At 43.6% G+C, this 22,535-nt stretch carries 17 protein-coding genes and 4 pseudogenes; 14 read left to right on the forward strand and 7 right to left on the reverse strand.

Annotated elements, in window-relative coordinates; all coding sequences use genetic code 11:
• The first annotated feature begins 103 nt into the window (after positions 1 to 103).
• From ACN6MW_RS17865 to ACN6MW_RS17890, 6 genes and pseudogenes are all read left to right on the forward strand, one after another.
• The gene (locus tag ACN6MW_RS17865) at positions 104 to 1,645 is read left to right on the forward strand and encodes a DUF5597 domain-containing protein (RefSeq protein WP_419871416.1); all 1,542 of its coding nucleotides are present in this window, start codon (positions 104 to 106) and stop codon (positions 1,643 to 1,645) included.
• A 197-nt stretch (positions 1,646 to 1,842) separates the two neighbouring features.
• Positions 1,843 to 2,130: pseudogene (locus tag ACN6MW_RS17870) on the forward strand (thiamine pyrophosphate-dependent enzyme); the annotation flags it as partial.
• A gap of 365 nt (positions 2,131 to 2,495) precedes the next feature.
• Entirely contained in the window at positions 2,496 to 2,918 is a 423-nt protein-coding gene (locus ACN6MW_RS17875) for a GNAT family N-acetyltransferase (RefSeq protein ID WP_419871417.1), read from the forward strand.
• A gap of 346 nt (positions 2,919 to 3,264) precedes the next feature.
• Positions 3,265 to 4,068, forward strand: coding sequence for an imm11 family protein (locus ACN6MW_RS17880; RefSeq protein WP_419871418.1), 804 nt, complete (start codon positions 3,265 to 3,267; stop codon positions 4,066 to 4,068).
• A 375-nt stretch (positions 4,069 to 4,443) separates the two neighbouring features.
• Entirely contained in the window at positions 4,444 to 5,412 is a 969-nt protein-coding gene (locus tag ACN6MW_RS17885) for a phosphotransferase enzyme family protein (RefSeq protein ID WP_419871419.1), read from the forward strand.
• 736 nt (positions 5,413 to 6,148) lie between these two features.
• Positions 6,149 to 6,817 (forward strand): hypothetical protein, encoded by a 669-nt coding sequence (locus ACN6MW_RS17890; RefSeq protein WP_419871420.1) that lies wholly within the window; start codon positions 6,149 to 6,151, stop codon positions 6,815 to 6,817.
• A gap of 71 nt (positions 6,818 to 6,888) precedes the next feature.
• Here ACN6MW_RS17890 and ACN6MW_RS17895 read toward each other — a convergent pair whose 3' ends face one another.
• The gene (locus ACN6MW_RS17895) at positions 6,889 to 7,449 is read right to left on the reverse strand and encodes a transposase (protein WP_419871421.1); all 561 of its coding nucleotides are present in this window, start codon (positions 7,447 to 7,449) and stop codon (positions 6,889 to 6,891) included.
• 468 nt (positions 7,450 to 7,917) lie between these two features.
• Between ACN6MW_RS17895 and ACN6MW_RS17900 the strand changes: the two genes are divergently transcribed.
• The 3 genes from ACN6MW_RS17900 (at position 7,918) to ACN6MW_RS17910 (ending at position 11,179) form a co-directional block, all read left to right on the forward strand.
• The gene (locus tag ACN6MW_RS17900) at positions 7,918 to 8,814 is read left to right on the forward strand and encodes an RCC1 domain-containing protein (RefSeq protein ID WP_419871422.1); all 897 of its coding nucleotides are present in this window, start codon (positions 7,918 to 7,920) and stop codon (positions 8,812 to 8,814) included.
• A 198-nt stretch (positions 8,815 to 9,012) separates the two neighbouring features.
• Entirely contained in the window at positions 9,013 to 9,426 is a 414-nt protein-coding gene (locus ACN6MW_RS17905) for a hypothetical protein (protein WP_419871423.1), read from the forward strand.
• 331 nt (positions 9,427 to 9,757) lie between these two features.
• Positions 9,758 to 11,179 (forward strand): stalk domain-containing protein, encoded by a 1,422-nt coding sequence (locus ACN6MW_RS17910; RefSeq protein ID WP_419871424.1) that lies wholly within the window; start codon positions 9,758 to 9,760, stop codon positions 11,177 to 11,179.
• 255 nt (positions 11,180 to 11,434) lie between these two features.
• Here ACN6MW_RS17910 and ACN6MW_RS17915 read toward each other — a convergent pair whose 3' ends face one another.
• Both ACN6MW_RS17915 and ACN6MW_RS17920 read right to left on the reverse strand, forming a co-directional pair.
• Positions 11,435 to 12,637, reverse strand: coding sequence for an IS110 family transposase (locus tag ACN6MW_RS17915; RefSeq protein ID WP_419871425.1), 1,203 nt, complete (start codon positions 12,635 to 12,637; stop codon positions 11,435 to 11,437).
• Positions 12,638 to 13,478: 841 nt separating this feature from the next.
• The gene (locus ACN6MW_RS17920; RefSeq protein ID WP_419871426.1) at positions 13,479 to 13,889 is read right to left on the reverse strand and encodes a Ku protein; all 411 of its coding nucleotides are present in this window, start codon (positions 13,887 to 13,889) and stop codon (positions 13,479 to 13,481) included.
• Between the two features lie 460 nt (positions 13,890 to 14,349).
• On the opposite strand from ACN6MW_RS17920, the gene ACN6MW_RS17925 reads away from it, so the two are divergent.
• Positions 14,350 to 14,961 carry a hypothetical protein gene (locus ACN6MW_RS17925; RefSeq protein ID WP_419871427.1) on the forward strand — a complete coding sequence of 204 codons (612 nt, stop codon included), beginning with the start codon at positions 14,350 to 14,352 and terminating at the stop codon, positions 14,959 to 14,961.
• Positions 14,962 to 15,057: 96 nt separating this feature from the next.
• Complete coding sequence (locus ACN6MW_RS17930; RefSeq protein WP_419871428.1) at positions 15,058 to 15,795, forward strand: hypothetical protein; 738 nt, start codon at positions 15,058 to 15,060, stop codon at positions 15,793 to 15,795.
• Positions 15,796 to 15,992: 197 nt separating this feature from the next.
• Here ACN6MW_RS17930 and ACN6MW_RS17935 read toward each other — a convergent pair.
• Positions 15,993 to 16,559, reverse strand: a pseudogene (locus tag ACN6MW_RS17935) (transposase); the annotation flags it as partial.
• On the opposite strand from ACN6MW_RS17935, the pseudogene ACN6MW_RS17940 reads away from it, so the two are divergent.
• Positions 16,560 to 16,757, forward strand: a pseudogene (locus ACN6MW_RS17940) (hypothetical protein); the annotation flags it as partial. It lies immediately after the preceding pseudogene.
• Positions 16,758 to 16,872: 115 nt separating this feature from the next.
• The gene (locus tag ACN6MW_RS17945; protein WP_419871429.1) at positions 16,873 to 17,430 is read left to right on the forward strand and encodes a DUF4362 domain-containing protein; all 558 of its coding nucleotides are present in this window, start codon (positions 16,873 to 16,875) and stop codon (positions 17,428 to 17,430) included.
• A 351-nt stretch (positions 17,431 to 17,781) separates the two neighbouring features.
• On the opposite strand, the gene ACN6MW_RS17950 is transcribed toward ACN6MW_RS17945, so the two are convergent.
• The 3 genes and pseudogenes from ACN6MW_RS17950 to ACN6MW_RS17960 form a co-directional block, all read right to left on the reverse strand.
• A complete protein-coding gene (locus tag ACN6MW_RS17950; protein WP_419876380.1) occupies positions 17,782 to 18,489 on the reverse strand; it encodes an Ig-like domain-containing protein in 708 nt (235 codons plus the stop codon).
• 195 nt (positions 18,490 to 18,684) lie between these two features.
• Positions 18,685 to 20,148, reverse strand: a pseudogene (locus ACN6MW_RS17955) (lamin tail domain-containing protein); the annotation flags it as partial.
• Positions 20,149 to 20,414: 266 nt separating this feature from the next.
• On the reverse strand, positions 20,415 to 21,311 hold the full coding sequence (locus tag ACN6MW_RS17960; RefSeq protein WP_419871430.1) for a helix-turn-helix domain-containing protein: 897 nt from the start codon (positions 21,309 to 21,311) through the stop codon (positions 20,415 to 20,417).
• 171 nt (positions 21,312 to 21,482) lie between these two features.
• On the opposite strand from ACN6MW_RS17960, the gene ACN6MW_RS17965 reads away from it, so the two are divergent.
• On the forward strand, positions 21,483 to 22,340 hold the full coding sequence (locus ACN6MW_RS17965) for a phytanoyl-CoA dioxygenase family protein (RefSeq protein ID WP_419871431.1): 858 nt from the start codon (positions 21,483 to 21,485) through the stop codon (positions 22,338 to 22,340).
• Positions 22,341 to 22,535 lie beyond the last annotated feature (195 nt).

Raw genomic sequence — 22,535 nt, forward strand, 5'->3', positions numbered from 1 at the left:
AAAAAGATGAGCCCCGGACTACTGGACGGGGCTCTCGTGCAAAACAGAGGTCAAATCAGCTGGTTTTGAACTAGTATGACAATAATAGCGAGGTGCAGATGAAATGAAGCAATTACCCTATCTCAAAAATGAGGATGGATTAACAACTTTGTATGTGGACGGAGCACCCTATATTGCTTTAAGCGGTGAGATTCATAACTCCAGTTCGTCCAGTCTCGAATATATGAAGACGAAAGTTTGGCCGAATTTACGAGGCTTGTATTTGAATACCGTGATCGTGCCCGTTTTTTGGGAACTAATGGAGCCCGTTCAAGGTCAGTATGACTTTGCTCTGGTTGACGGCATTATCGAGCAGGCAAGAGAAGAAGGCGTAAGACTTGTCCTGCTATGGTTCGGATTGTGGAAAAATGGTCGATCTACTTATGCGCCTTCCTGGGTGAAAAAGGATTATCAATCCTATTTCAGAGCGCGTTATCCGGGCGGAGCGGCATCTGATACGATTTCACCGCTATGCGGCGCAGCCGTTGAAGCGGACGCCACTGCGTTTCATTCTCTGATGAAGCATTTGAAGGAAATAGACGGGGAGGAACAAACCGTCATTATGATGCAAATCGAGAACGAAATTGGTTTTTTGGGCGCGGATAGAGATTACTCGGATAAGGCTAACAAGCAATTTGAAGAGGTTATTCCTTCGGGCCTTGCTGCCCTATATAGTAATAACGGGAACTGGAGAGAGGTATTTGGTGAAGCAGCCGCTGAAAATTTCATGGCCTATCACTATGCTTGCGCTATAGAAAAAATTGCCAAATCAGGTTCGGAAGCGTATCCGCTTCCAATGTTTGTTAACGCATGGCTGGAGCAATACCCTTGGAAGGCTGGAACTTATCCGAGCGGCGGTCCAATTGCGAAGGTTATGAAAATATGGAAGCATGCTGCTCCGACCATCTGTCTGTATGCGCCTGATATTTATTTACCTAATTTTGCTGAGGTTTGCGAAGAATATACGGCAGACGGCAATCCTCTCTTCATTCCGGAAGCAAGAAGAGATATGGTGTCGGCAACGAACGTATTTTACGCCATCGGAAAGCATAATGCACTATGCTTTGCCCCGTTTGGTATTGAGGATTTTCTTGCTACTGCGACAAATGAAGACGGGCCGGATTTCGGAATCATGATGGCACTTAATATCGATATGTCGGCCTTCATCTTAAACGGTACCGGACCATTTCTCGCCGAAAGCTATAGATTGCTCGGCAATATGATGGGTATTATTAACCGGTATCGGGGTACTGGGAAAATGACCGGTTTCCTGCAGCATCATAACAGTGGATGCTTGCTGACTTTCTCGAAATATGATGTAAAGCTTACCTATAAACGGCAGGAGGACGGCAAGCCAGTTTCAGGAGGGCTGGTTATCGAGATTAGCGAGGATGAGTTTCTATTTGCGGGAATCGGGTTCTCGGTGGAATTTCTTCCGAAATCGGGAGAAACGGATAAGATCGGCTACATTCAAATCGAGGAAGGCGAGTTTATGAATGATCAATGGATTAAAGGTAGAATATTGAACGGTGATGAAGCTGCTTATATGATTTCGGTAGGTCGAAAAGCAGCTGCTCTTAAAGTAGAGATGTATAAATATAATTAATCTATCAGCAAGGCCGCTTCTTCAAAAACTGGTTTCGGAGAAGGAGAGGGCAGAGGCAGCTTAAGTTAAGTAACAATCACGTATATTGACTCATTCGCAGGATTTCACCAAGAAAGCTCGGGGTCGGTCTCCATACCAAGTTCTATTATTAAGCTTGCACCAATAAAATAGAGTTGTGATAGCGATGTAAGGCGCGGCATCGAGTATTAGGCATGGTGAGGCAACGACAGGAAATCTTTTACGAAAGTCGTTATAGCCAGATTGATCAAGCTGGTAGTCCCGTTTACGTAAAACTAGCTGAAGCATACGGAGTTAAGGGATTAAGAGCAAGCACAAAAGCAGAGGCATACCATATTTGGCAAGAGGCTCTGGAGACACCTGGACCTGTGCTTGTTGAGTTTGTTGTGCCAAAAGAAGAAAATGTATGTCAAATGGTTCTCGGTGGGACGACATTAGATCAGTTGATAATGGGGGATTTCGAATGATTAAGAAACATACGATTTCTATACTGGTAAATGTTCAGCTGGGCGTTCTACAGCGAGTATCAAGTTTGTTCGGTCGCCCTGGAAGAAGGTAAAACGGAAATCGGATACGGCGATTCAGAAAGCCGCTTGCGTATGTCGCGAGATGAAATTGACGAGTTCACAGAAAAGGTGTATAACGCAACTAAAGCCTCCATCAAATAGCAATAACCTCGTAAATAACGGGCGAATCGTTACGCTAACGGGAAACGATAGTTCAATAAAAACACGGAAGCAGCCGACCACAATGATCGGCTGCTTCATTACGCTAACGGGCAGGTTAATGCAACTAACTTCGAGAATGGTTAAAGGAACAACTAAACAGGGCGGTGGCTTCCTTGATTAATCTAAAGGATTTTAATGACTTAAGCGTAGTTAACAAGCTATTATCTGAATGCATGTGGTCAGATGAAGAAAGAGTTAATGCAGAAATAACTAAATATCTTGAAGATGATTCAAGGGGACTTTATGGAAGGTTCTTAAACGATGAGTTAGTAGGTTTAATTGGCGTAATACATGGGTCAATAGGTGAAGTCGAACTAAAACATATCGCTATAAAGCCAGATTATCGCGGTAAAGGTATTGGGAGAAGGATGATACATGAATATGTGCAAGCCAAAAACATAGTAAAAATGAAAGCTGAAACTGATAAAGATGCTGTTGGGTTCTATAACAAACTTGGGTTCACGGTAATGAGCCTCGGGGAAAAATACCCAGGAGTCGAACGATTTGAATGTATTTTCTTACGATAAAATGATTGAACTAACGGGGAACGATAGTTCAATGATGGCAGCGGCGAACCAGTCCTTTAAGGGGGCTGGTTTTTTCAATACATAAGATAAGTTATGTACTGAATCTTGTTGTAGACTGACGGTGCATCATTAAACTAACGGGCAGTTTAGCGTAGTAATTGACCGGGAGCATCGTTGTATTTACGTTGGTTTAAACGCAAAAAAGGTATTATGATAATGTTCTAGAATTGATTGGAAATTATGAAGGAGATCAAGCAGCGATTCTTTTTCAAATTCATAAAATTCGTGAACAGCTTCTAGATGGGACACTAATATTAGGAAGATTATAAAATTGGAGTTGAACATATTGAAGGTTTGGGAATTGTTATCGTCTGATAAAAGTATCGTTATTATTGTGTCTAATCGTGAAGAAGACCGAAAGAAAATAAATTTTAACGGAGAAAATAGTGTTGATTGGCAACCTATTAAATTCAAAACGACTATAAAACGAAAAATTATTGATTTTCCTAATTTCACTAAATCGGTACCTGTTTTATCAAAATCTTCACTAAGTATATTGAAAACATATATAAATCCTTATGTAGAGTTATTACCTATTGAACATGAGTACGAATTGTTTCTCGTGAATGTAACAAATGTAATTGACTGTGTTGATTATGCGAGATCAGAATATGATGTGATGCCTTCAGGGAGATTTGGGGGATTTAATTCATTATATTTCCATGAACATTGTTTACAAGATGAGTGGATTTTTAAGATACCTGAGAAAGTGAACACTAGTGTTTATGTAACAGATAAATTTCGTGATTTAGTTATTCAATTTAAGTTACAAGGTTTCGAATTTTTAGAGGTGTGGGATTCTGACTATACAGAAGAAATCGAAAAGAATAAATTATTGATTTATGAACAAAAGCTCATTGAAATAGAAAAAAGTAGCGATACTAAATTTAAATGGCATGAGGCTATGGAAAGAGTGAAAGCTGGAAAAGCGGTTGCAAGTGGGAAATGGATGTTACAGCATAATAAAACAGGTACTATGATGTTGGGTCAGTTAGGTAACGACTTATCATATTTTTGGATGAATCCAGTCTATTTACCACCTATATTGTTTGATTTGAAATATCATGAAGTAGAAGCATATGATATTTAGAGGGAATCGATATAAATCTTTAATAAGTTATTAAGAATTTTTTGCTAGATTATCTTAAGTATTTAGAATAGAAGTACAGCTGGGCGTTAAGCTAACGGGACACGTTAGTTGGGGAGTTTTCTATGTGGCAGCTACTCTTTTCTATTGAAGTAACTGGCAGGTTAACGTAATGGTTAAACCAGTTTTCATTGACTGTAAAATGCTGGATTAGTAAAATTGCTATGGAATAGAGATTTCTCGAAAGTGAGGCTTTCACATGTCACCAGGCATTCATTTTATTAAATTGAGGTAACCGGAGTATGGAAAATAGTTTATTCGATTGTTCAATCACGACTTAATTACCAAGGAGAACTCATGGACCCCAAAATAAAATGAATGTTCCTGGACGAACATGCAGTAGAAGGCGCGGCGCGATTCGGAGTCTGCCCTGAGAAGCTGACTTTCATTGGAGGCTTTCAGAACTTTATTTATTCCTACAATCGCGATGAAATGAAATATATTCTCCGTTTCACTCCTGGCACTCTTCGCACGTCGGAAGGACTTGCAGCTGAATTAGAATGGATTCGTTATCTTTCGGGGAATGGTTTGTCGGTTTCAGAGCCGGTACTTTCAGTTGATGGAAAGGACTTCGAACGAATCCAGGGAAATATAATGGATTTCTACGTGACCTCCTTCAAACACGCACCCGGTCATAAAATTGGATACCCAGAATGCCTAGGTAACTCCATACTTTATGAACAATGCGGACGCATGACCGGCCGTCTCCATGAACTGGCAAAGCGTTACAAACCTATGGCTAAAAGGCACATTTGGGAGCGTAATGAATACATCTTGCGGGCCAGAAATTATATACCGTCAGAGCATCAACCAATTCTTCTTGCCCTTGATGAACTCAAAGCATATTTGGCTAGTCTGCCTGTTACTGCTGATAATTTCGGCTTGATTCACGGGGATATCAATGTGGGAAATTTCACAGTCGATGAATCAGGGGGAATAACGCTCTTCGACTTCGACGAATGTCAGTACAGTTGGTATGCCGAAGACATTGCAATCCAACTCTATTACTTGCTGTATGTATTCGGAGAAGATTCGAAGTCCGAACGGAAGATGCAGTACGAACTTTTCATTAAACATTTCGAACAAGGCTATACAGAGGATGGCCGTCAAATGCCTGAAGGCTGGAAGAACCAGCTTGGGCTCTTCCTTCGACTACGCGAAATTATCGTATTCGTCGGTATGCAACGAAGCTGGAATTTAAGTCAACCAGACGATTGGACACGTGATTTTTTGCGAGATAGTAGAATGCGGATTACAAAAGGGGTTTCGTTGATCGAAGAATTTTGAACACCTAAAATGGAAGATATTATTGAACTAACGGGAAACGTTAGTTAAAGCTCATAATGGAGCAGTTTTTACCCAGCGGCAGCTGCTATCGAAATACTAAACAAGAAGGTGAGTTCTTAGCATGGAGGAGAGGCTCAAATTTGTAAATTACTCTGTTAAGGAACAACATAATGTTGTCTTAATACTCAATGATCAAAGGGTTGTAAGAGGGAAGGCGTTAAGTCTTTTCGATAACCTCTTGACCTTAGAAGATGATCAGCAAGTGAGTTTAAATGAGATTGTAGAAATTTTTGTTATTCCTAAGAATCATTGAGCTAACGGAGAACTTTAGTTCAATAATCCAAGAGCAGTTTGCCGCCGCGGTAGCTGCTCCTTCTGTCGTTAAGCTAAAGGGAGGTTAGTTGAAACATGATACTGTCGGACAATGTACCTTCGCCCAACAGAAACATTATATGGCGGTGACATTCTTCGAAAGGTGTGGGGTTAGTTGTTGTATGCCAACTATAGTTACCCTCCATATTCCGACCCGTCGCTTACACATGACATTGCATTGTTCTCCTCGAACAAGGGACAATGTTTGCGGATATTTAAGAAGAAAACAAACCAAAGAATCACAACGCACGGATTAGTGTAGTTTAAAAATGTTGATACTGCTGTGTAACTTGCTCCCTTAATGGGTAATGGATCATATTGGCCTTGTACTGGCACATCTTAGATGAGGGAGATTAAAAAGAAGATGAACAAAAGAAATGCTTGGTTATTGACAGCAGCATTTGCGGCACTTTCTTTAACAGCCTGTGGAACGACTGAAAAATCGCTCCCAAGTAATCAGGCATATGCAAGCTCAACGGAGAATGGATCAGCAAGCACCAATGCCGAAGTATTTGAAGTGAATTCTGGGGAAACAAAGGGGGGGAATGAGGGCACTCTGGAGGATCAAGTCCCTAATGAATCAGCAGCTACAAATCTATTGAAGGAAAGCAAAGTATTCAAATATGATGATTCCGTTGTATTTACTTTGGAGACTGCGGAATTTAGCAGCATTATCGAACCGTCAAATCCGAAAGATGATAGTGTGGGGAGAAAGATTTTAAGCGACAGTGAAATTTTTTTACATATCGAAGGCACGCTTAACAATGATACAATAGACAGCGTTTCCCTTGGTCATCAACTGGGTTTGATTCAGTTCTTTGCACTTTATGACGGTAAACATGAATTTGAGGGAATTGGAGCGGTGGAGGAGAAGGACGGGAGCGATTTTAAAACAGGTTCTTCTGTGGACTCACTGACGGAAGGACGTGTGCATGGTTACTTTCAAGTTCCAAAACCCGTTGCTGAAAGCGATAAATCATTAATGTTAAAGGTCCTTGTCGGCGAGGAAACTTTCGATATTCCTCTGCGCTAAATTTATACTTGAAAATAAGACCATCCCTCGCAAAAGTTGAAGGATGGTTTTTGTGTTCGTAATACTTCAACTCATGCGTGGTGAACGGTGAACCGTATCATAAATGCCGAGCAGGTCATTGTGCTAACGGGATACGCCAGCTCAATCATAATAGATTTCATTTTCTTTAGCTTTTTCACGTCGACATTGTAGTGGTGCAGCGCTCTAACATCCGGATTGGTCATGACCATGTACATCGTCATGAGATAGAGGAAGCGTCGGAGACGAGAGTGCCCACGTTTGCTGAGCGCCATCTTTCCACGCCATTTCCCGGAACTGGCTTCTGCTAGATTTAGCCCGGTATGGCGAAGCAAAGCATTGCCGTGTGCATAGCCGCTCAGATCACCGGCTTCACCTAAGCTCGTTGCATTTACGCCTCGAATGGCAAGCAACTTCTGGGCGTACGTAATACGCACCAGGATGTAGTGAAGCTCGTGCTCAATCTGCTCAAGCTGGCGCTGCGCCAAGTCGTATTTTTCGAGCAGTTGACCCAAGTGCAGTTTGTAGGCGTACAGCGCCTGCGTGGCGCCAACACTGCGTTTAGCCAGGGCAATGAGCTGCTCGGCTCGATGAACGCCCGCATGGCGTTTCACGTATTGCTTCCAGCCGGCAATGACTTGTTCCTTCGTTAACTGGCTAATGTCCTTCCGAGAGGAAACAGCCTTAACGTGGCTATGGCGCTGGTGCAGGTAAGGATTTTAAAGACGTGACGAAGTTCCGGAAAGACAATATCTACCCAGCGATGAATCTGGTTAACGGCGCTGTTCAGCCGTTTGGCAACCGTGTCGCAGTTGGCCATGAGAATCCGCAGCTCCTCGTAGGCTTCCGAGTTGAACGAGATAGCATCAACTACTCAAATTTATGCCCAACTCCGGGGGGAACGACGACGAGAACTATACCGCCGTTATTTCTAAGTGTTGATGGGTTAAGGAACCGTACTCAACTAACAGGCAGGATAGTTTAATGGATGCGCGAAATATTTAAAATGTTGAGGTGTTTGCGAAGTTCGCAAGGAGCATGACCTGATAATAAAATAGGTCTTGTTTTCAAGGAGGTAAAACATGGATTACACTTCACCGATTGAAGCGGCGTTAAAGGTGAAACGATGGCCTAAAGATACCATAGCGGCGGGTCGTCGTCATACCGTTGGTCTTAAAGCGGACGGAACGGTGACGGCTGTGGGTGATAATAAATATGGCCAATGTGATGTAAGCGGCTGGCGCGATATTGTGGCGGTTGCGGCTGGTAATGTTCATATGGCGACGAACACGGGTAATGCTCATACAATCGGTCTTAAATCTAACGGCATGGTGACGGCTGTGGGTTGGAATAAGCATGACCAATGTGATGTAAACGACTGGCACGATATTGTAGTGGTTGCGGCGGGTTGGCGTCGTACCGTCGGGCTTAAATCGGATGGCACGGTGGTGGCTGTGGGTCGAAAAAATGAAGGCCAATGCAATGTAAGCGGCTGGCGTGATATTGTGGCGGTAGCGGCGGGTGACTGGCATACTGTCGGGCTCAAATCGGACGGCAAGGTGACGATTGTGGGTAATAATCGGTATGGCCAATGTAATGTAAGCGACTGGCGCGACATAGTGGCGGCAGTGGCGGGTTACCTTCATACCGTCGGGCTTAAATCTGACGGCACGGTGGCGGCTGTGGGTTGGAATAAGCATGACCAATGCGATGTAAGCGGCTGGCGCGGTATTGTGGCGATAGCGGCGGGTAGTAATCATACAATCGGGCTTAAATCGGACGGAACGGTGGTGGCTGTGGGTAGGAATGAGCATGGCCAATGCAATGTAAGTGGCTGGCGCGATATTGTGGCGGTTGCGGCGGGGTGCGCTCATACTCTCGGGCTTAAATCTGACGGCACGGTGGTTGCTGTGGGTGATAATGAATATGGCCAATGCGATGTAAGCGGCTGGCGTGGCATCCAACTGCCCGGCAATTAGTTTTCAATATTAATAATACATATAAAGCCTTAAGTCGGTGGGACGCCGTGAATACGGGAATGTTACGAGAAGGTATTAAGCTAACGGGCAGATTAGAGGAACAAATATTTGTCTGTATCCGTCTGTTTCTGTTAAAGGAATGATAAGGGGCCAAGAATTGCATTTTTGTGTAGAAGGGAGGAAAAGACAATAAAAAAGATGATTCTTGCAATTTGCGTCGTCACGATCATCTTCACTGGAGTAGGTTGTTCAAAAGACGCATCGTTAGATGTATCATTAGAACACTTGTTATCTGTCCTTGATGATGCAGAAATTCAATATGCAGAAAGAACTGAATCCCGTAGTGCATACGATCTGCAAAGAGAAGGCGCTGAGCGGCACTTATATCAACTCGAACCAGGAAACTTGACGATATACATTTTCCCTACCGTTAACCAGAGGAAGGAAGTACAACGTGACCCATTTCCAGCCGCTGGTGCTGTTCCCCCTAATGGATCTTATGGTATGGGCAGAATACTCGTCTTTTATTACAATGGGGACGAGATAATGGCACAGAAGCTTTTAGCAGCGTTTGAACCGTTAGGTGGCGAAGATAGCAGTCAACTGCAATAACACGACTTTACTACGCTAACGGGTGCGATAGTTGAATAACACACATAGATGAGCAGGCACAGCGGTGGCCTGCTCATATCATTAAGCTAACGGGCAGGTTAATCTAGCTCTTGCTTACAAGTGGTTCCAATCAGCCGTCAAGAGGTAGTTGAATTCTGAGTTCCCTTTTCTTTACTTCCATATTAATGATACATATTAATTATGGTGGTACTGTTTCATTATTTTTCTTATTTTTACGAAGAACTAAGGTGTTATAATTAAAATTGGCTGGTTTGTAGCGGTTATTCTGCAAGTCAACAATATTCAATCATCGTGAGAAGGAATGGTCAGAATGAAGAAACAGATCGCTGGATTTTTAATTATTTTCATCCTATGTTTAGGTTTTCCAGGACAAGCTTACATGGAGGCTTCTAACCAACAGGCTGTAGTTTTCCAGGATCCTAATTTAGAACAAGCGATTAAATCGTGGTTAGGTAAAAAAGACGATGAACCGCTTACTAAAGCGGATTTAGAATCTCTTACCGTCGTATATTTGGACGGTAGAGGAATTAAGGATCTGCGGGGTTTGGAGTATGCCGTCAATATCACACAACTTAGTTTAAATGGGAATGAAATTACGGATCTTACACCGCTTAAGAAACTTTCAAAGATTCATACTCTCAGCCTCAAAGGAAATAAAATCACATCAATCGAAGAATTGTCACTTCTGAAGGAGATCAAATATCTATCAATTAGCTATAATCAGATTTCATCGCTATACTTAGTGAAACAGCTGCCCCATCTAAACGAGTTGGAAGCTGATCACAATGCAATAGAAGACATAGCACCACTTAGCAATATAAATGAGCTGGAATATCTTAACGTATCTAACAATAAAATCAGGGATCTTTCTCAGCTTCGAATGCTACCCAAAAGTTTGATCCAACTCGCGATTGACGGCAACCAGGTTTCTGATCTTAAGCCACTAGAAGGATTTTACAATCTCGGGTGGCTCTCTGCCAGTAACAATAATATCGAGAGTCTTGCTCCTTTAGCGAAATTAACTAGCTTGTCTGGATTAGATTTATCATCCAACAAGATTAAAGCTTTAGAACCGTTAACCCATTTGAACAAGCTGAGTTCCCTCTACTTGAGCAACAATCGAGTGTGGAATTTAGAACCGTTAAAAAATTTGAAGTTTCTTGGAACTCTAGATTTGAACAACAATCGGGTGTGGGATTTGGAGCCGATTCAACACATTGAATTTGGTTTCCATTGGGATACGGGTGCGGAACGCTACGAACTGCACTTGAGCGACAACTACTTGGATTTAAGCCAAGGCAGCAAAACAAACAAATTATTCTATAAAGTGAATGCGGATCGTTACTACGGTACTCAGCATAAGACACAGCGTTTGGTCATAGGCAGCCATACTGCCTATGTGGGGGACAGCCCTTACCAAATTTCTGCAGCGCCATTTATGCTATCGGGTCGTACCTATGTGCCGATTCGTTTCATCTCCGAGAAGCTTGGGGCAACCGTGAACTGGAACCAGACTACCAAAGAGGTGACGATTCAAAAGGAAAGTAAAACAATTCGTTGGATTGTGGGGAACAGGCAGGTCAAGGTGAGCCAGCAAACGGTGATGCAAGACGCTCCTTTACTTCTGAAGAACGGCAGCGCGTTCGTCCCAGTACGATTTGTGGCGGAGCAGTTAAATACTTCTGTAGAATATATGGGAAGTAAGAAAATGGTCATTATTTTCGAGGAATAATATGGCATAGTGACTTATGAGAAGCTAGTATGAAGCTACAATTTCATTCAACTATCGAGAACGATAGTTCAATAAAAACACGGAAGCAGCCGACCACAATGATCGGCTGCTTCATTACGCTATTCCAGCTAATAGCTTGTCAATATTTAATTATTAATGAATGCAATGAAGGTTGTTATACTGATAAAAGTGCATGACAAATAACCGTCCCATAGAAATTGGGAAGGTTTTCCTCGATGTCTAAACATTGCTTAATCAGTCTAGGCAGAAAGGTTCTTTCTTCGTTAAAATCGCGTATATCCAGTGGATCAGTCTGTTAACACAAGCGATTACAGCTACTTTAAATAGTTTGCCGTCTGCTCGCTTTTTGTCGTAATAATCTCTTATTCTCTTGTTACGTGAGCCTTTCAGTCCACATCTTACAGCTTGATATAAGGCTGTCCGGAGCCTCCTAGAACCGCGTTTTGTGATTTTATTTCGGGTTGCTGAAAACTTGCCGGAAGAAAACACGCTAGGATCAATACCAGCAAACGCAACCAGTTTCTTTGCATGATCGAACCGATCAATTTCCCCGATCTCAGCTAAAATTGTTGCAGCAATTTTGGTGCCAATGCCGGGTATCGATTGGATTAGATCGTACTCCATTAATTCTTCAGCCAGAGCCTCTATCGATTTATCAAGTTTCGCTAGATGCTCTTGGTATTGAAGTAGCAAATTAATGAGCAGCTCGAGCGAGATTAAATGACTCGGAAAAGCTGTCTTCCTGAAGGGATTTCGCTTTGCTGCTGCTAGTAGTATCTGTGTCTTTTCCAGCGACCATCGATTGGTAGTGACATGCCCAACAAGCCGCTGAATGTTGGTTGTAACGGTTTCCTCTGACATCGCTAGCACCGATTGGGATGTTGGATATAGAGCCAGGAAACGAAGAGACACCTTCGAATAAAGGTCGCCAAACACGCCACGATACTCTGGAAAAACCTGATCCAGCACAGCCTGGAATTGTAGCTTTGCCTGAACATACATCCCCGTCAATGACTCATATTGGCGTGTCAGGTAACGCAGATTCATAAGATACTGACCACGTTTTTTGTAAGGCTCGAGCTCTTCTTTGTAGAACAATTCCCCTAACTGGTACGCGTCAGCAACATCCGTTTTCACCTTGCGTAAATTAGTCTTTTTCGCTTGGTGTGAGATTAACGGATTTATTATGATATACAGATACTGATGCTCGTCTAGAAACTGAACAACGGGGCTATGATAGTGGCCTGTCGCTTCCAAAACAACGGCCGGGCGCTGTCCAGTAAAGGATTCCAGGTCTTGAACATAACGGAGAAAGGATGCAAGTCCTTCTAGGTTATGCTCAAAACGATAGGTCTTGCCGTAGGGCGCACCGCGATCTGAAAAAGCTTGCGCATGACTCTCTCCTTTAGATACATCCAATCCAATTACAGGGTTCATTAAACCACTCCTTATATTATTTTCACCGGCAACCCCTAGCCTTCTTGTCTTCCACATTATCGCATGTGATTCGGGATCATTGTCCCAACCAGCCTAATCATGGTTTAACAAATAGGGGGTATGAACTGAATAGCTCTCGGGATCCAGCTCCCACGGGCAGAAACGTTCGATCCCCGGCTACCGCTATCTTACGACCACACAAAAATGAGGTCCACCAGAAAGATCTGGTGACCTCATAATACGAACGGGCAGGATAACGTAACACTTCCTCACTAAATTATCTGAACTTTTTATGGATAATTTTATAGTATGGATTTATTAGATAAAACTAAATTTCATTTGACGAAACATAAGGGGAAGTGTTATGTCATTCATTTTTGACGGAGTCGATCATGTGCAACTGGTTGCACCACAAGGCTGTGAAGATACTGACGAATTCATCTTTCCTCTCCGCCGACCATCAGCGTCACTAGTAGCCGATCGTGCTAGGTGATACGCCAACGAACGTATATGTCGGCCAGCTGCGCCGCCTGAAGCGTCACGATCGTCAGATAGAGCTCCAAGTCCGCTCCCGGCACGAACCAGCTCACTGTGATGCGCTCTTCACCTCCAGCCGCCGCATTAGCCCGTCCGACACCCCCGAAGAACATCATCCCCGTCAACAGCCAGATTCCATGGATTTCCGGATCGGAACTGACAACGCAAATATGCCAAGGCGATTGCGCCCTAGTATTCTGGTTGTGGTGCATTTGCGTGTCGTGAAACAAGAATTTTATTCGATAACGGAAAAAGTCACGAAACGCGGCTATTAATGAAATAATTTTCTTGTCACCTGCATTTTTTAATTTCTGTTTTTATTCTCCTTTTTTGACACTCGACAATACTCTCCCCTTTTTAAAATAAAAAGGACTAGATAACTAGTCCTGGGCTTGTCGAAATAGATCGGGTCGATTTGCGGGAGATCGGCAAAACTTAAAATCTGAATGACCCGGGCCGATTCTGGCTTAATGGCCTCAATTTCTTCCTCGCTAAACAGCACGAACTTGCTACTTTCGTATTCGTAACCCTTTACCGTGTCTGCTGAATCGACTTTGACATCACAACGCGGGCAAGTTCGAGTCATCGAAATCGGAGTGCTGCAGGATTTATGTAGCGTCCGAAAGTGGATATCGTGATCCTCGGTGGCGGAGTGCATTTTAACCGGGATATGGACGAGACCGAAGCTGATCGCACCTTTCCATACTGTATTCATTGTTTTCCCTCCATTAGCTCAAAAATGCCCATTCGATCATGAAAATATTCATTATATTTCACGACGTTTAATAAACTCGATTTGGGTAATTTTCTGTTTTGAGGGCTTCAGCGGGCGGGGGAGATAATTGCCGCCGGGCACTCGCAGCTGCGCTCTGACACTTTAGTATGAATATCATCAACGAGTGAAAGAGGCGACAATTACAACCATTTTGCTTTACAACAAGGAATTAGAGAAACAAGTGATAGCCTAGGACTTTAGATTTAGAAAATATTGTTACTTAAGTAATGTTTAGACGGTACAGTTATATTGTGGTAAGATGATAATCAAATAATGTTCATTTCATTCATTACCTATACTCACAATATATTTTTTGTCTCAACTCCCTAACAGCTTTTATTGGATTTAACAAGAGTTATAGAAGGACATACATAAAAGAATTTGAAGGAGTGTTTTAATTTTGAAAACGAAAATTACATTCGGTACACTTGTTCTGGGAATAGCATTAATTTCAGGCTGTGATTTTAATGAACCCATATCGGAAAAAGATATATCTAATAGTCCTGCAGTGTCAAATGAACAAGTAGATTCTAATAATAAAACTAACAGTCTCTACTCATATGAACAGTTTGTTGAATTAACAAATCAGTTGGCGGAAGATATTGTAATACCTGGATACGAGATAAAAAATTATCCCTTAATACCGAGTATATTTATTATTGAAAAAGAACTTACGTTTGGCAAAAAGGATACTCTTACTGTAAGTGGATCATTGAATGATCAACGTCCTGTACAACAACTCTTCATTTTTGAGAATAAAGACCAATCCTCTCAAATTCATATTCGTTTAGCTTTCACTAATACTGATATGGGTAAGGAGCTAGTTTCTTGGGATATCCCAACTGGATATGATAATACCAGTGAGGAACTATCCGATAATACAGATCTAGCTACTTTGACATACAGAAATCTAGTAATTACAGTAATGCAGAATACATCAAAAAAAACCAACCTTGACATAACAAAAAGTGCAATTAGGGGGCTAATGACAGCGCTAGAATCCAAAAAGTAGGCAAATAGTCATTAGTTGACAACGAATCTATCATCCTATAATATACCATTATGTTACTTTTTAACATAAATTGAGTATAGACGGGAGATTTTAGTAATGAAAAAACGTATGAAAATCTTTACAGCTTTCAGTGTTTTATCACTAACATTCACTCTAGCAAGTTCAGTGTACGCTGAAAAACCGATTCCTCAATATGTTAAGGACAAAGTTGAAACCCAAGTAAAAGCAAGTGAGTATCAACTTCCAAAGGTACAGGCTTGGGAAACAGATATGAATGGTAATACTGTTAAAGTTATCCCGCTATCCGAAAGAGTTACAACTAGTGATGGAATATCTGCATTAGCTGTTCCAAATGATGGGTATATATACGCTTTTGATCGTTATGACCCAAATGGCGCAACACGAAATTGGAAATATAGAAATGCAGGGATCTTTCGTGTTGTAAATGGTCTTTCAACTATCTCAAAAGTTACTTACACTCAACAATCAACAACAGAAGTCACTTGGAGTGTGAATTCAAGCATTAGCGGATCTTCAACAGTTGGAAATGGTTTCCTTGCCGGAATTACATTAGAGTATAATATCGGTGTTGATCGTGCTAAAACATGGACTAAAGGGCAACAATATGGTGTGGAACAAGAAATACCAGCTAAAACAACCGCCTACTTGACCAACTATCAAGTCGGAGTTAATTCTAACGGAATACTATATTATAAAAAATATGCACCAGGTGGTACTTCTCAAGTAGGGGTATATCAAGAAACGGCAGGTGGTACTGTAATTTCTAAAAACGATGTAAGCATTGTAATAACAGCAACCGAGCCAGCAATTTAATTAATATGTATAGTGAGTGAGTCTATGTAAACATAGATTCTTCATAGGAAAACTGGATGAAAGTTTAGTCCTGAGAGACATCGTTATTAAACTAATGAAATAAACAAAGACCTTCAGGGCTACCCTTAATTAATGGGTAGCCTCAGCTTGTGGAGAAACCCACGTTTTTTCAAAACGACGGGTTTCTCTTTTGTTTTTTATGTTCTCTTTTCGTGAGAAACAGAGGGTTTAAACCCCTTACCCCTCCGTTCCAAGTGGAGGGTGATCTTCTTCATGTTCTGCACGGCGGCGGTCATCAACGCTTGTTCCATTACGTTGTTTAACCCGCGCAACCGGCAATAGCGAAACCCGTGGAGCTGTTTAGCATCCGCGAAGCTTCGCTCAATCGTTTCTTTTCGTTTTCGGTACAATCTTTTGCCCGACTTGCTTAGGCGGTTTAATCGTACTTTCTCTTTACTGTCCTCCCAGATGTGCCGGGTGACGATCTTACGCTTTTTGCGTGAGCGCGTACACTTTTCTAGCATGGGGCATGCTGCACAGATCTTTGGATCCGAAGCATAGTGTCGGTATCCGTATCGGTCTGTCGTTCGGTAAGGCAATTCTTGTTGCTGGGGACAACTATACAAGTTCCGGTCGGCATCATATGTGAATTTCCATTTGGGAAATAACCCTTGTGTCGGTTGAAATCTTCGGTGCGAACTAACACCATAAATGATGCGGTCTTCAAGTCCCTTGCAAATCGGGGTCGTCATATAACCAGAATCGCTCATCCCGCTTTTCATGTTCAAAATATCGATGCGTTACGTGATCATCTAATTCTTAATAGCATTGAAGTAACCGACGATGTTGTACGCGAAGATGAAGGTGTTAAGCGTTTTTATGTAAACGATCCATTTGGAAACCGCTTGGAATTTCTCGGGTGGAAAAGTTTTAAAGTGAGAAATATGATGACCAATTATTAAGCTAACTGGGAACGTTAACTCAATACAACACGACGGCAGCTGCAGAAACAACAGCGCATGTGCTACTGAAACAATCGTACTCGCTGTAACGTTCTTATATGTGAGGTGATAATTCATGATCAAATGGGTGTTAACATTAGCGGCTGCATTGGTGCTGCTATCGGGCTGCAGTGAGAAGTCGGGCAGACCTAGTGACAATACGACCAATCCTTCCACTGCTCCTGCACCGGGGGAGACGGTTGCGCCGCCAGCGAAGCCGAAAGCGTTCCCCGCTGTGTCTGACCCTTATGATGCTGACCAAGCAGCGGCGAATGGCGATGTCGTGAACGTTCACGGGAAGATGTACAATCTCGACAAGTGGAAGCTGTTTCTGGCGAATCTCGACGTGGGCGTGCCGAATCAGGTGCGTATTACGCAGTATACGGTTGAGGGTGACCCGATCTTCTATGAGCTGATCTATGATGGGGCTGAGGCGATTGCGTATACGTACGACAACTCGAGGGACGGGTTTGGCAGCGATGCAGGTCGTCCGAACACGGTGTGCAAGGGTATTGAGCTCGAGGAGAACAAGGAGTTCGGCTCCCATTACAAGCTAACCGGATGTGATAATGAGACCAGTAATACGTTCTGGTTCACGAACATAGAGGCGGAAGCCGAGCAGGGCAACCAATAAGCACAATAAAACACATAACTACACCGGTAGTTCAGAATTAACCGCTCAGTAAAATGGGCGGTTTTTCCTATTGCACGAAAATCAACAATCAAGAATAACAGAGCCTTTAAATAAAAACAGTGAGGCAGTCCGTCAAATATCATTAATGAATATTGATCATATACCCTTCCTTCATTAAATTCCCTTGGTAGGCGCTGCGGTGGCCTGCTCTTTTTATTAAGCTCCCTTGGTACGATGTGTTTTTCTTACGAATGCTAACGGGCAGTTTAGCGTGATAGTTGGCTAAGATTATATTAATCATTTTGATATTTTAAAAAACAGGCTGCCGAGAGTTCTCGGCAGCCTGTTACGTTAGTTGGAGATTTGGACATCATCGATATTGATACGACTGCCGGTTGTGCCGGACACGAGTATGCGGAAGCGAACGCTGGCAGTCTCGTTTACGGTTATGCTCTGAACAGCTAGGGTAGAGGTGCTTGCAAAGGTTCCCGTCACATCGGTCCAGCTCGAGCCGCTGTCTATGGATTTCTGCAGCTTCCACGTAGCGCCAGTATCTGTGCCGAAGTTTGCGTGGCTTATTTTCACCGTTTTCGCACCGGCAGCATTGAAGTTCATCGAGATGGAGCCTGCTGCTTTAATACGGGCAGCCTGCAGCCCGTTTTTCTTATCCGTGCTCAGATTACCGATTAATGCGTTATCCATATACCATGAGCCTGTCGCCAGAGTGACATTACCTGCTGTGTAAGAACCCTTGCTGCCGCTCTCGAATGCTTCATTTAGAACCACAACAGCTGTTGCGGTAACGGTGACCGTAAAGGTTGTACTTACAGAGCCGCCGTTCCCGTCCGCTGCAGTAACCGTAATGGCAGCTGTGCCTGCCGCCAGCGGGTTAATGGTAAGCTGCTTGCCGGAAACACTAACGGTTGCAATCGAAGTGCTGCTCGAAACAGCCGTTAAGTTGAGCGCATTTCCATTAGGATCGCTGAACGTATTCGTTGCATCAATGATCAACGAACTGCCGCCTGGCGCAGCGCTTTTATTGGCAATCGGATTCGCCACGAGAGGCGGTTGATTGGACGCCGTAACCGTATGACTGCCGAGGTTAGAAATCGTATTAATCGCATAAGCATCCCACTGTGATGCATTGTAAGTGGTTATACCGGAAGTAATCGTTCCTTTACGGACAAGCGTTTTATCGGTACCAAATGCAGTACCTGCGCTGCCGATGACATCGAGGCTGGAACCATTTTTAACCAACGTGACGGAATCATCGCCATTAAAGCTTAAATTGCTAGATTGCAGGTCTGCTTGCGACAAAATACCGGCAGCCGCACTTGAATTCGCTATCACGTAAACATCGCCATTCGCTAATGTTCCGCTTAAATTAATAGCCGTTCCGGTGTTCGATAAGCTTACGGAATATCCGGTCAAATTAACGCTTGCTCCCGTGCCGTTGTAAATTTCAACCGCTTTGTTGTTGCTGCTGCCTTCTATATATTCAGAGAAGAAGATCCCTGAAGTTCCGCCCCCACCGCCTGAAGTGCCGTAGCCGTATGAACCTGCTTTGAACGTTGAGGGATCATACCATTTGTAGCCTGCGGCCGGAGCAGCCCAAGGCTCGCTTTGCGGTTCGGTGGACGTCTGCGGATTTTCTATAGCCAGAAGCGGTGTAGCTTGGTCAAGCGTAAGGCCGCTGACTTGATTTAAGCTCGTATAGCTTTCCTTCATTGAAAGCCAGTTCACGGTATTGACTAGGAGAGTCGCGTCATTTTGTTCTGAAAAGCCGGCGTAGGTTGTTTTGGTGCCGCCTGTTTCTTCTCTATTGTACTTCGGAGTCGCGTCCTCTACCGGAGAAGAATCACCGATGAAGGCAGCTTTGCCTGCGCCTACTTTGGATATAGCAGCATAAGGACCTTCGGCGGTTCCGCCTCCGGCATATACGCCTTGATCGACAGCATTGCTCCATTTTGCGGAGGTGGCAGGCAGGTATACAATCCCTTTTGCCTTGTTAGGATCGATAATAGCTAGTGTGGATCCTGCATGCATGGCTACTGTAGATACGCCGGCTGTAATATTGAAGGCTTGCGATGGAGCTACAATCTGGTTAGCCGTTAAATCGCCAATGGCATTGTACCTGAAGCGGACTCCGAAATTGGATGCCAGCCAATCGGAGCTGACCACGCCGCTCATCGCTGCGGAATTGCTTTCTTCCGTGGACATGCCTAGTGCAGGATTCGCCCAAGCGCCGCGGCGATAGCCGTTAAACACCTCGGAGGAATCCCACCGGTTCTTGTTCCGGTCCGCATTATAATGATCCGCTATAAAAAAAATACTGCCGCCATTCTGCACATATTGGAGCATAGCTGCTTGTTCCGTCGCTTTGTATGGGATATTCGCTTCTCCAACTACGAAGACGTCATAAGAGGATAGGTCGCTAAGGACGATTGGAGTTGATTTACGCAGCTCTTTGACATCATAGCCCTCATTGGCCAAAGCATTCCCGAAATCGGAGAACGCGCCATCAATGACCCAATCCGCTGCACCTGCCGTTTGACCGTGCGTATTATCGAAAAGCACCTTCTTTCCGTTAGCAGTGCCGACATGCAGGATTTCGGGTGCCGGATCGTTCGGACCTTCTGCATGAGCCTGCGGCGCATAACTGATACTGGAGAATAGAACGCTGAAGCTTAAAGCTGAAGCTAGGAACAAACGAAGCATGGTATGGCTAGCTTTCATTAAACTCATCTCCTATCTAGTATTTTTCGAATCTCTCTTACAGGATTATTCTAGCATAGACAAATGTTGCCATATGATAAGGTTTGATGAATTATACGGAGGATAGGAAGAATGATTGAAGTCGGTTATTATTCGCCCCATCAGGAGGGAAGAATACTCAGTCATGTACAAAAAAAGACCTGTTTCCTGTTTAAACAGGAGCGGGTCTTTTTGTTTTGACGATATTACGATCGGTGTACGCGATTGACTTAGAGAAATATTATGGCCTGCTGACGTGCTTTGCGATAAGCGCCGGGGGCATCACCAATATGCTTGCGAAAAATTTTTGAGAAATGATGCAGGTCGGCAAACCCGCAATATTCGGCTATGGTGTGAAGCGGATATTTCGTTTGCAGCAGCAGCTCGCAAGCATGTCGAAGCCTAAGCTGCAATAAATATTGATGCGGCGGTTGACCGAATTGCTGCTTGAATACCGTTCTGAACCTTGACGGGGAAAGATTGGCTCGGCTGGCCATCTCTTCAATGGTAATCGATTCGGCTAAATGCATATGAAGGTATGCAGTCATCCACTTTAATGAAGTGTCAGACGTTGCCGTATTCAAGCTTCGTTCAGCATGATCCTGAAGCAGCATGATAATGAGTTCGGTTGCGCAGCTTTGCGCTTCTAAACGGTTTAAGGGGTCGTGCCGGTTCCAGCATTCAACCATTCTAAGCATGGTATCCTTGAAGCGAAACGGATCGCGAGGCTTGAACCGGCTAGGAATACGCAATCCTGACAAGTCGTTTATGCGAGGCTGAAGCAGATGGAGATAAGCCGTTAAATCCGTTTGTCCCGCCTTGGTAGGAAAGCTTTCCTTGCGCTGCGAATGATAGAAAAAATCCAAATGGGCAAATGGCGTGATCGTGTGCGTCAGCCCTTCGAGCATATGCAGCGTACCAGGTTGCAGCAGGCAGAATTCACCAGCTTGGTAATCCGTTGCGACGCCTTCTTCCGTCACTCTAAGCGTACCTTCTTGAATATAGATCAGCAAGTAGTCAAGCAGTCTTCTTTCATGCATAAACCAAGGCAAGCGCACGGCGAAATCGCTTTCCCTTATATATGGAAGAACAGGCGAGTTATCCAGCAATTCGGTTAATGTTAGCATGATAGTCCTCTCTTTTGAAAGAAGTCCAACCTCTATACTGCTACAGCAATTCTAAAGTAAACAGTCATTTTTGACAATAAATCGGTCAGTTCCCACAAAGAATTTAATGACGGAATGACCCTACAATAGAACGAGCAAGGAACGTGAAATTGCAGACAGGAGATGTTATACATGGAAACCGTTGACGATGAAAAACTGCCTCGAATCGATCGAAATTTTGAACTGACGAATAGTCAAATAGCCGATTATGGCAAGAACGGACATATCCTGCTTCGGAACGTAGCAACGGAAGAAGTAATCGCGGCTTATAGGACTATTATGAGTGAACTGGTGAGGAAGTTGAACTACCACGATAAACCAATGGAGGAAAGGGATACCTACGGCAAAGCATTTATTCAAATCGGTAACGTATGGAAAAGGAATGAAAAGCTAGCACGATTTGTTTTAGCTGAACGCTTTGCCAAAATTGCTGCAGACCTCATGGGAGTGGACGCCGTTCGGATCTATCATGATCAAGCCTTATATAAAGAACCGGGCGGAGGACACACGCCTTGGCATCAGGATCAAATCTATTGGCCGCTCGATACGGACAAAACAATTACGTTATGGATGCTGCTCGTTCCTATCTCAGAGGAGGTAGGGTCCATGACTTTTGCTTCTGAATCCCATCGGAATGGGTTCTTAAGCAGGGAGCTCATTTCGGATGAATCGCATCGGACGCTGAAGGCCTATATCGAAGGAAAAGGCTTGACACAAGTGAATTACGGGGCAATGGCTGCAGGCGACGCCACGTTCCACGCAGGCTGGACTCTGCACTCGGCTCCAGGGAATCCCACGGACGTGATGCGTGAAGTAATTACCATTATCTATTATGCTGACGGAACTAAGGTTGCGGAACCGGACAGCAATTCTCGCAAAAGCGATTTGCAAACCTGGCTGCCTGGCTGCCAAGTCGGAGATTTAGCGGCAAGTCCGCTCAATCCGGTTGTCTACAGCAATTACAGTCAAAATGGAGGCGAGTTAAGGTAAGGGGCCAAATCCCATCCCTTCATCCCTTCCATATAAATTGTTATAAAACCCGATCGCATTAGATCGGGTTTTTGTGAAATCATAATAGACGATCGTTGTTCATTACTTGTTGGATATTCAGAGGGTGTTGAGAGGAGGACATGTTTTGAAGGTTGGGAAATTAGCTGTACGAGAAGCGCTTTCTATTTCAAAATT

It is taken from the genome of Pristimantibacillus sp. PTI5, assembly GCF_048572955.1.
GTDB lineage: Bacteria > Bacillota > Bacilli > Paenibacillales > Paenibacillaceae > Pristimantibacillus.

Coding starts and splice junctions, on each gene's coding strand:
- ACN6MW_RS17865 (WP_419871416.1), top strand. CDS start 104: ATGAAGCAATTACCCTATCTCAAAAATGAGGATGGATTAACAACTTTG.
- ACN6MW_RS17885 (WP_419871419.1), top strand. CDS start 4,444: ATGTTCCTGGACGAACATGCAGTAGAAGGCGCGGCGCGATTCGGAGTC.
- ACN6MW_RS17890 (WP_419871420.1), top strand. CDS start 6,149: ATGAACAAAAGAAATGCTTGGTTATTGACAGCAGCATTTGCGGCACTT.
- ACN6MW_RS17900 (WP_419871422.1), top strand. CDS start 7,918: ATGGATTACACTTCACCGATTGAAGCGGCGTTAAAGGTGAAACGATGG.
- ACN6MW_RS17905 (WP_419871423.1), top strand. CDS start 9,013: ATGATTCTTGCAATTTGCGTCGTCACGATCATCTTCACTGGAGTAGGT.
- ACN6MW_RS17910 (WP_419871424.1), top strand. CDS start 9,758: ATGAAGAAACAGATCGCTGGATTTTTAATTATTTTCATCCTATGTTTA.
- ACN6MW_RS17915 (WP_419871425.1), bottom strand. CDS start 12,637: ATGAACCCTGTAATTGGATTGGATGTATCTAAAGGAGAGAGTCATGCG.
- ACN6MW_RS17920 (WP_419871426.1), bottom strand. CDS start 13,889: ATGAATACAGTATGGAAAGGTGCGATCAGCTTCGGTCTCGTCCATATC.
- ACN6MW_RS17930 (WP_419871428.1), top strand. CDS start 15,058: ATGAAAAAACGTATGAAAATCTTTACAGCTTTCAGTGTTTTATCACTA.
- ACN6MW_RS17945 (WP_419871429.1), top strand. CDS start 16,873: ATGATCAAATGGGTGTTAACATTAGCGGCTGCATTGGTGCTGCTATCG.
- ACN6MW_RS17960 (WP_419871430.1), bottom strand. CDS start 21,311: ATGCTAACATTAACCGAATTGCTGGATAACTCGCCTGTTCTTCCATAT.
- ACN6MW_RS17965 (WP_419871431.1), top strand. CDS start 21,483: ATGGAAACCGTTGACGATGAAAAACTGCCTCGAATCGATCGAAATTTT.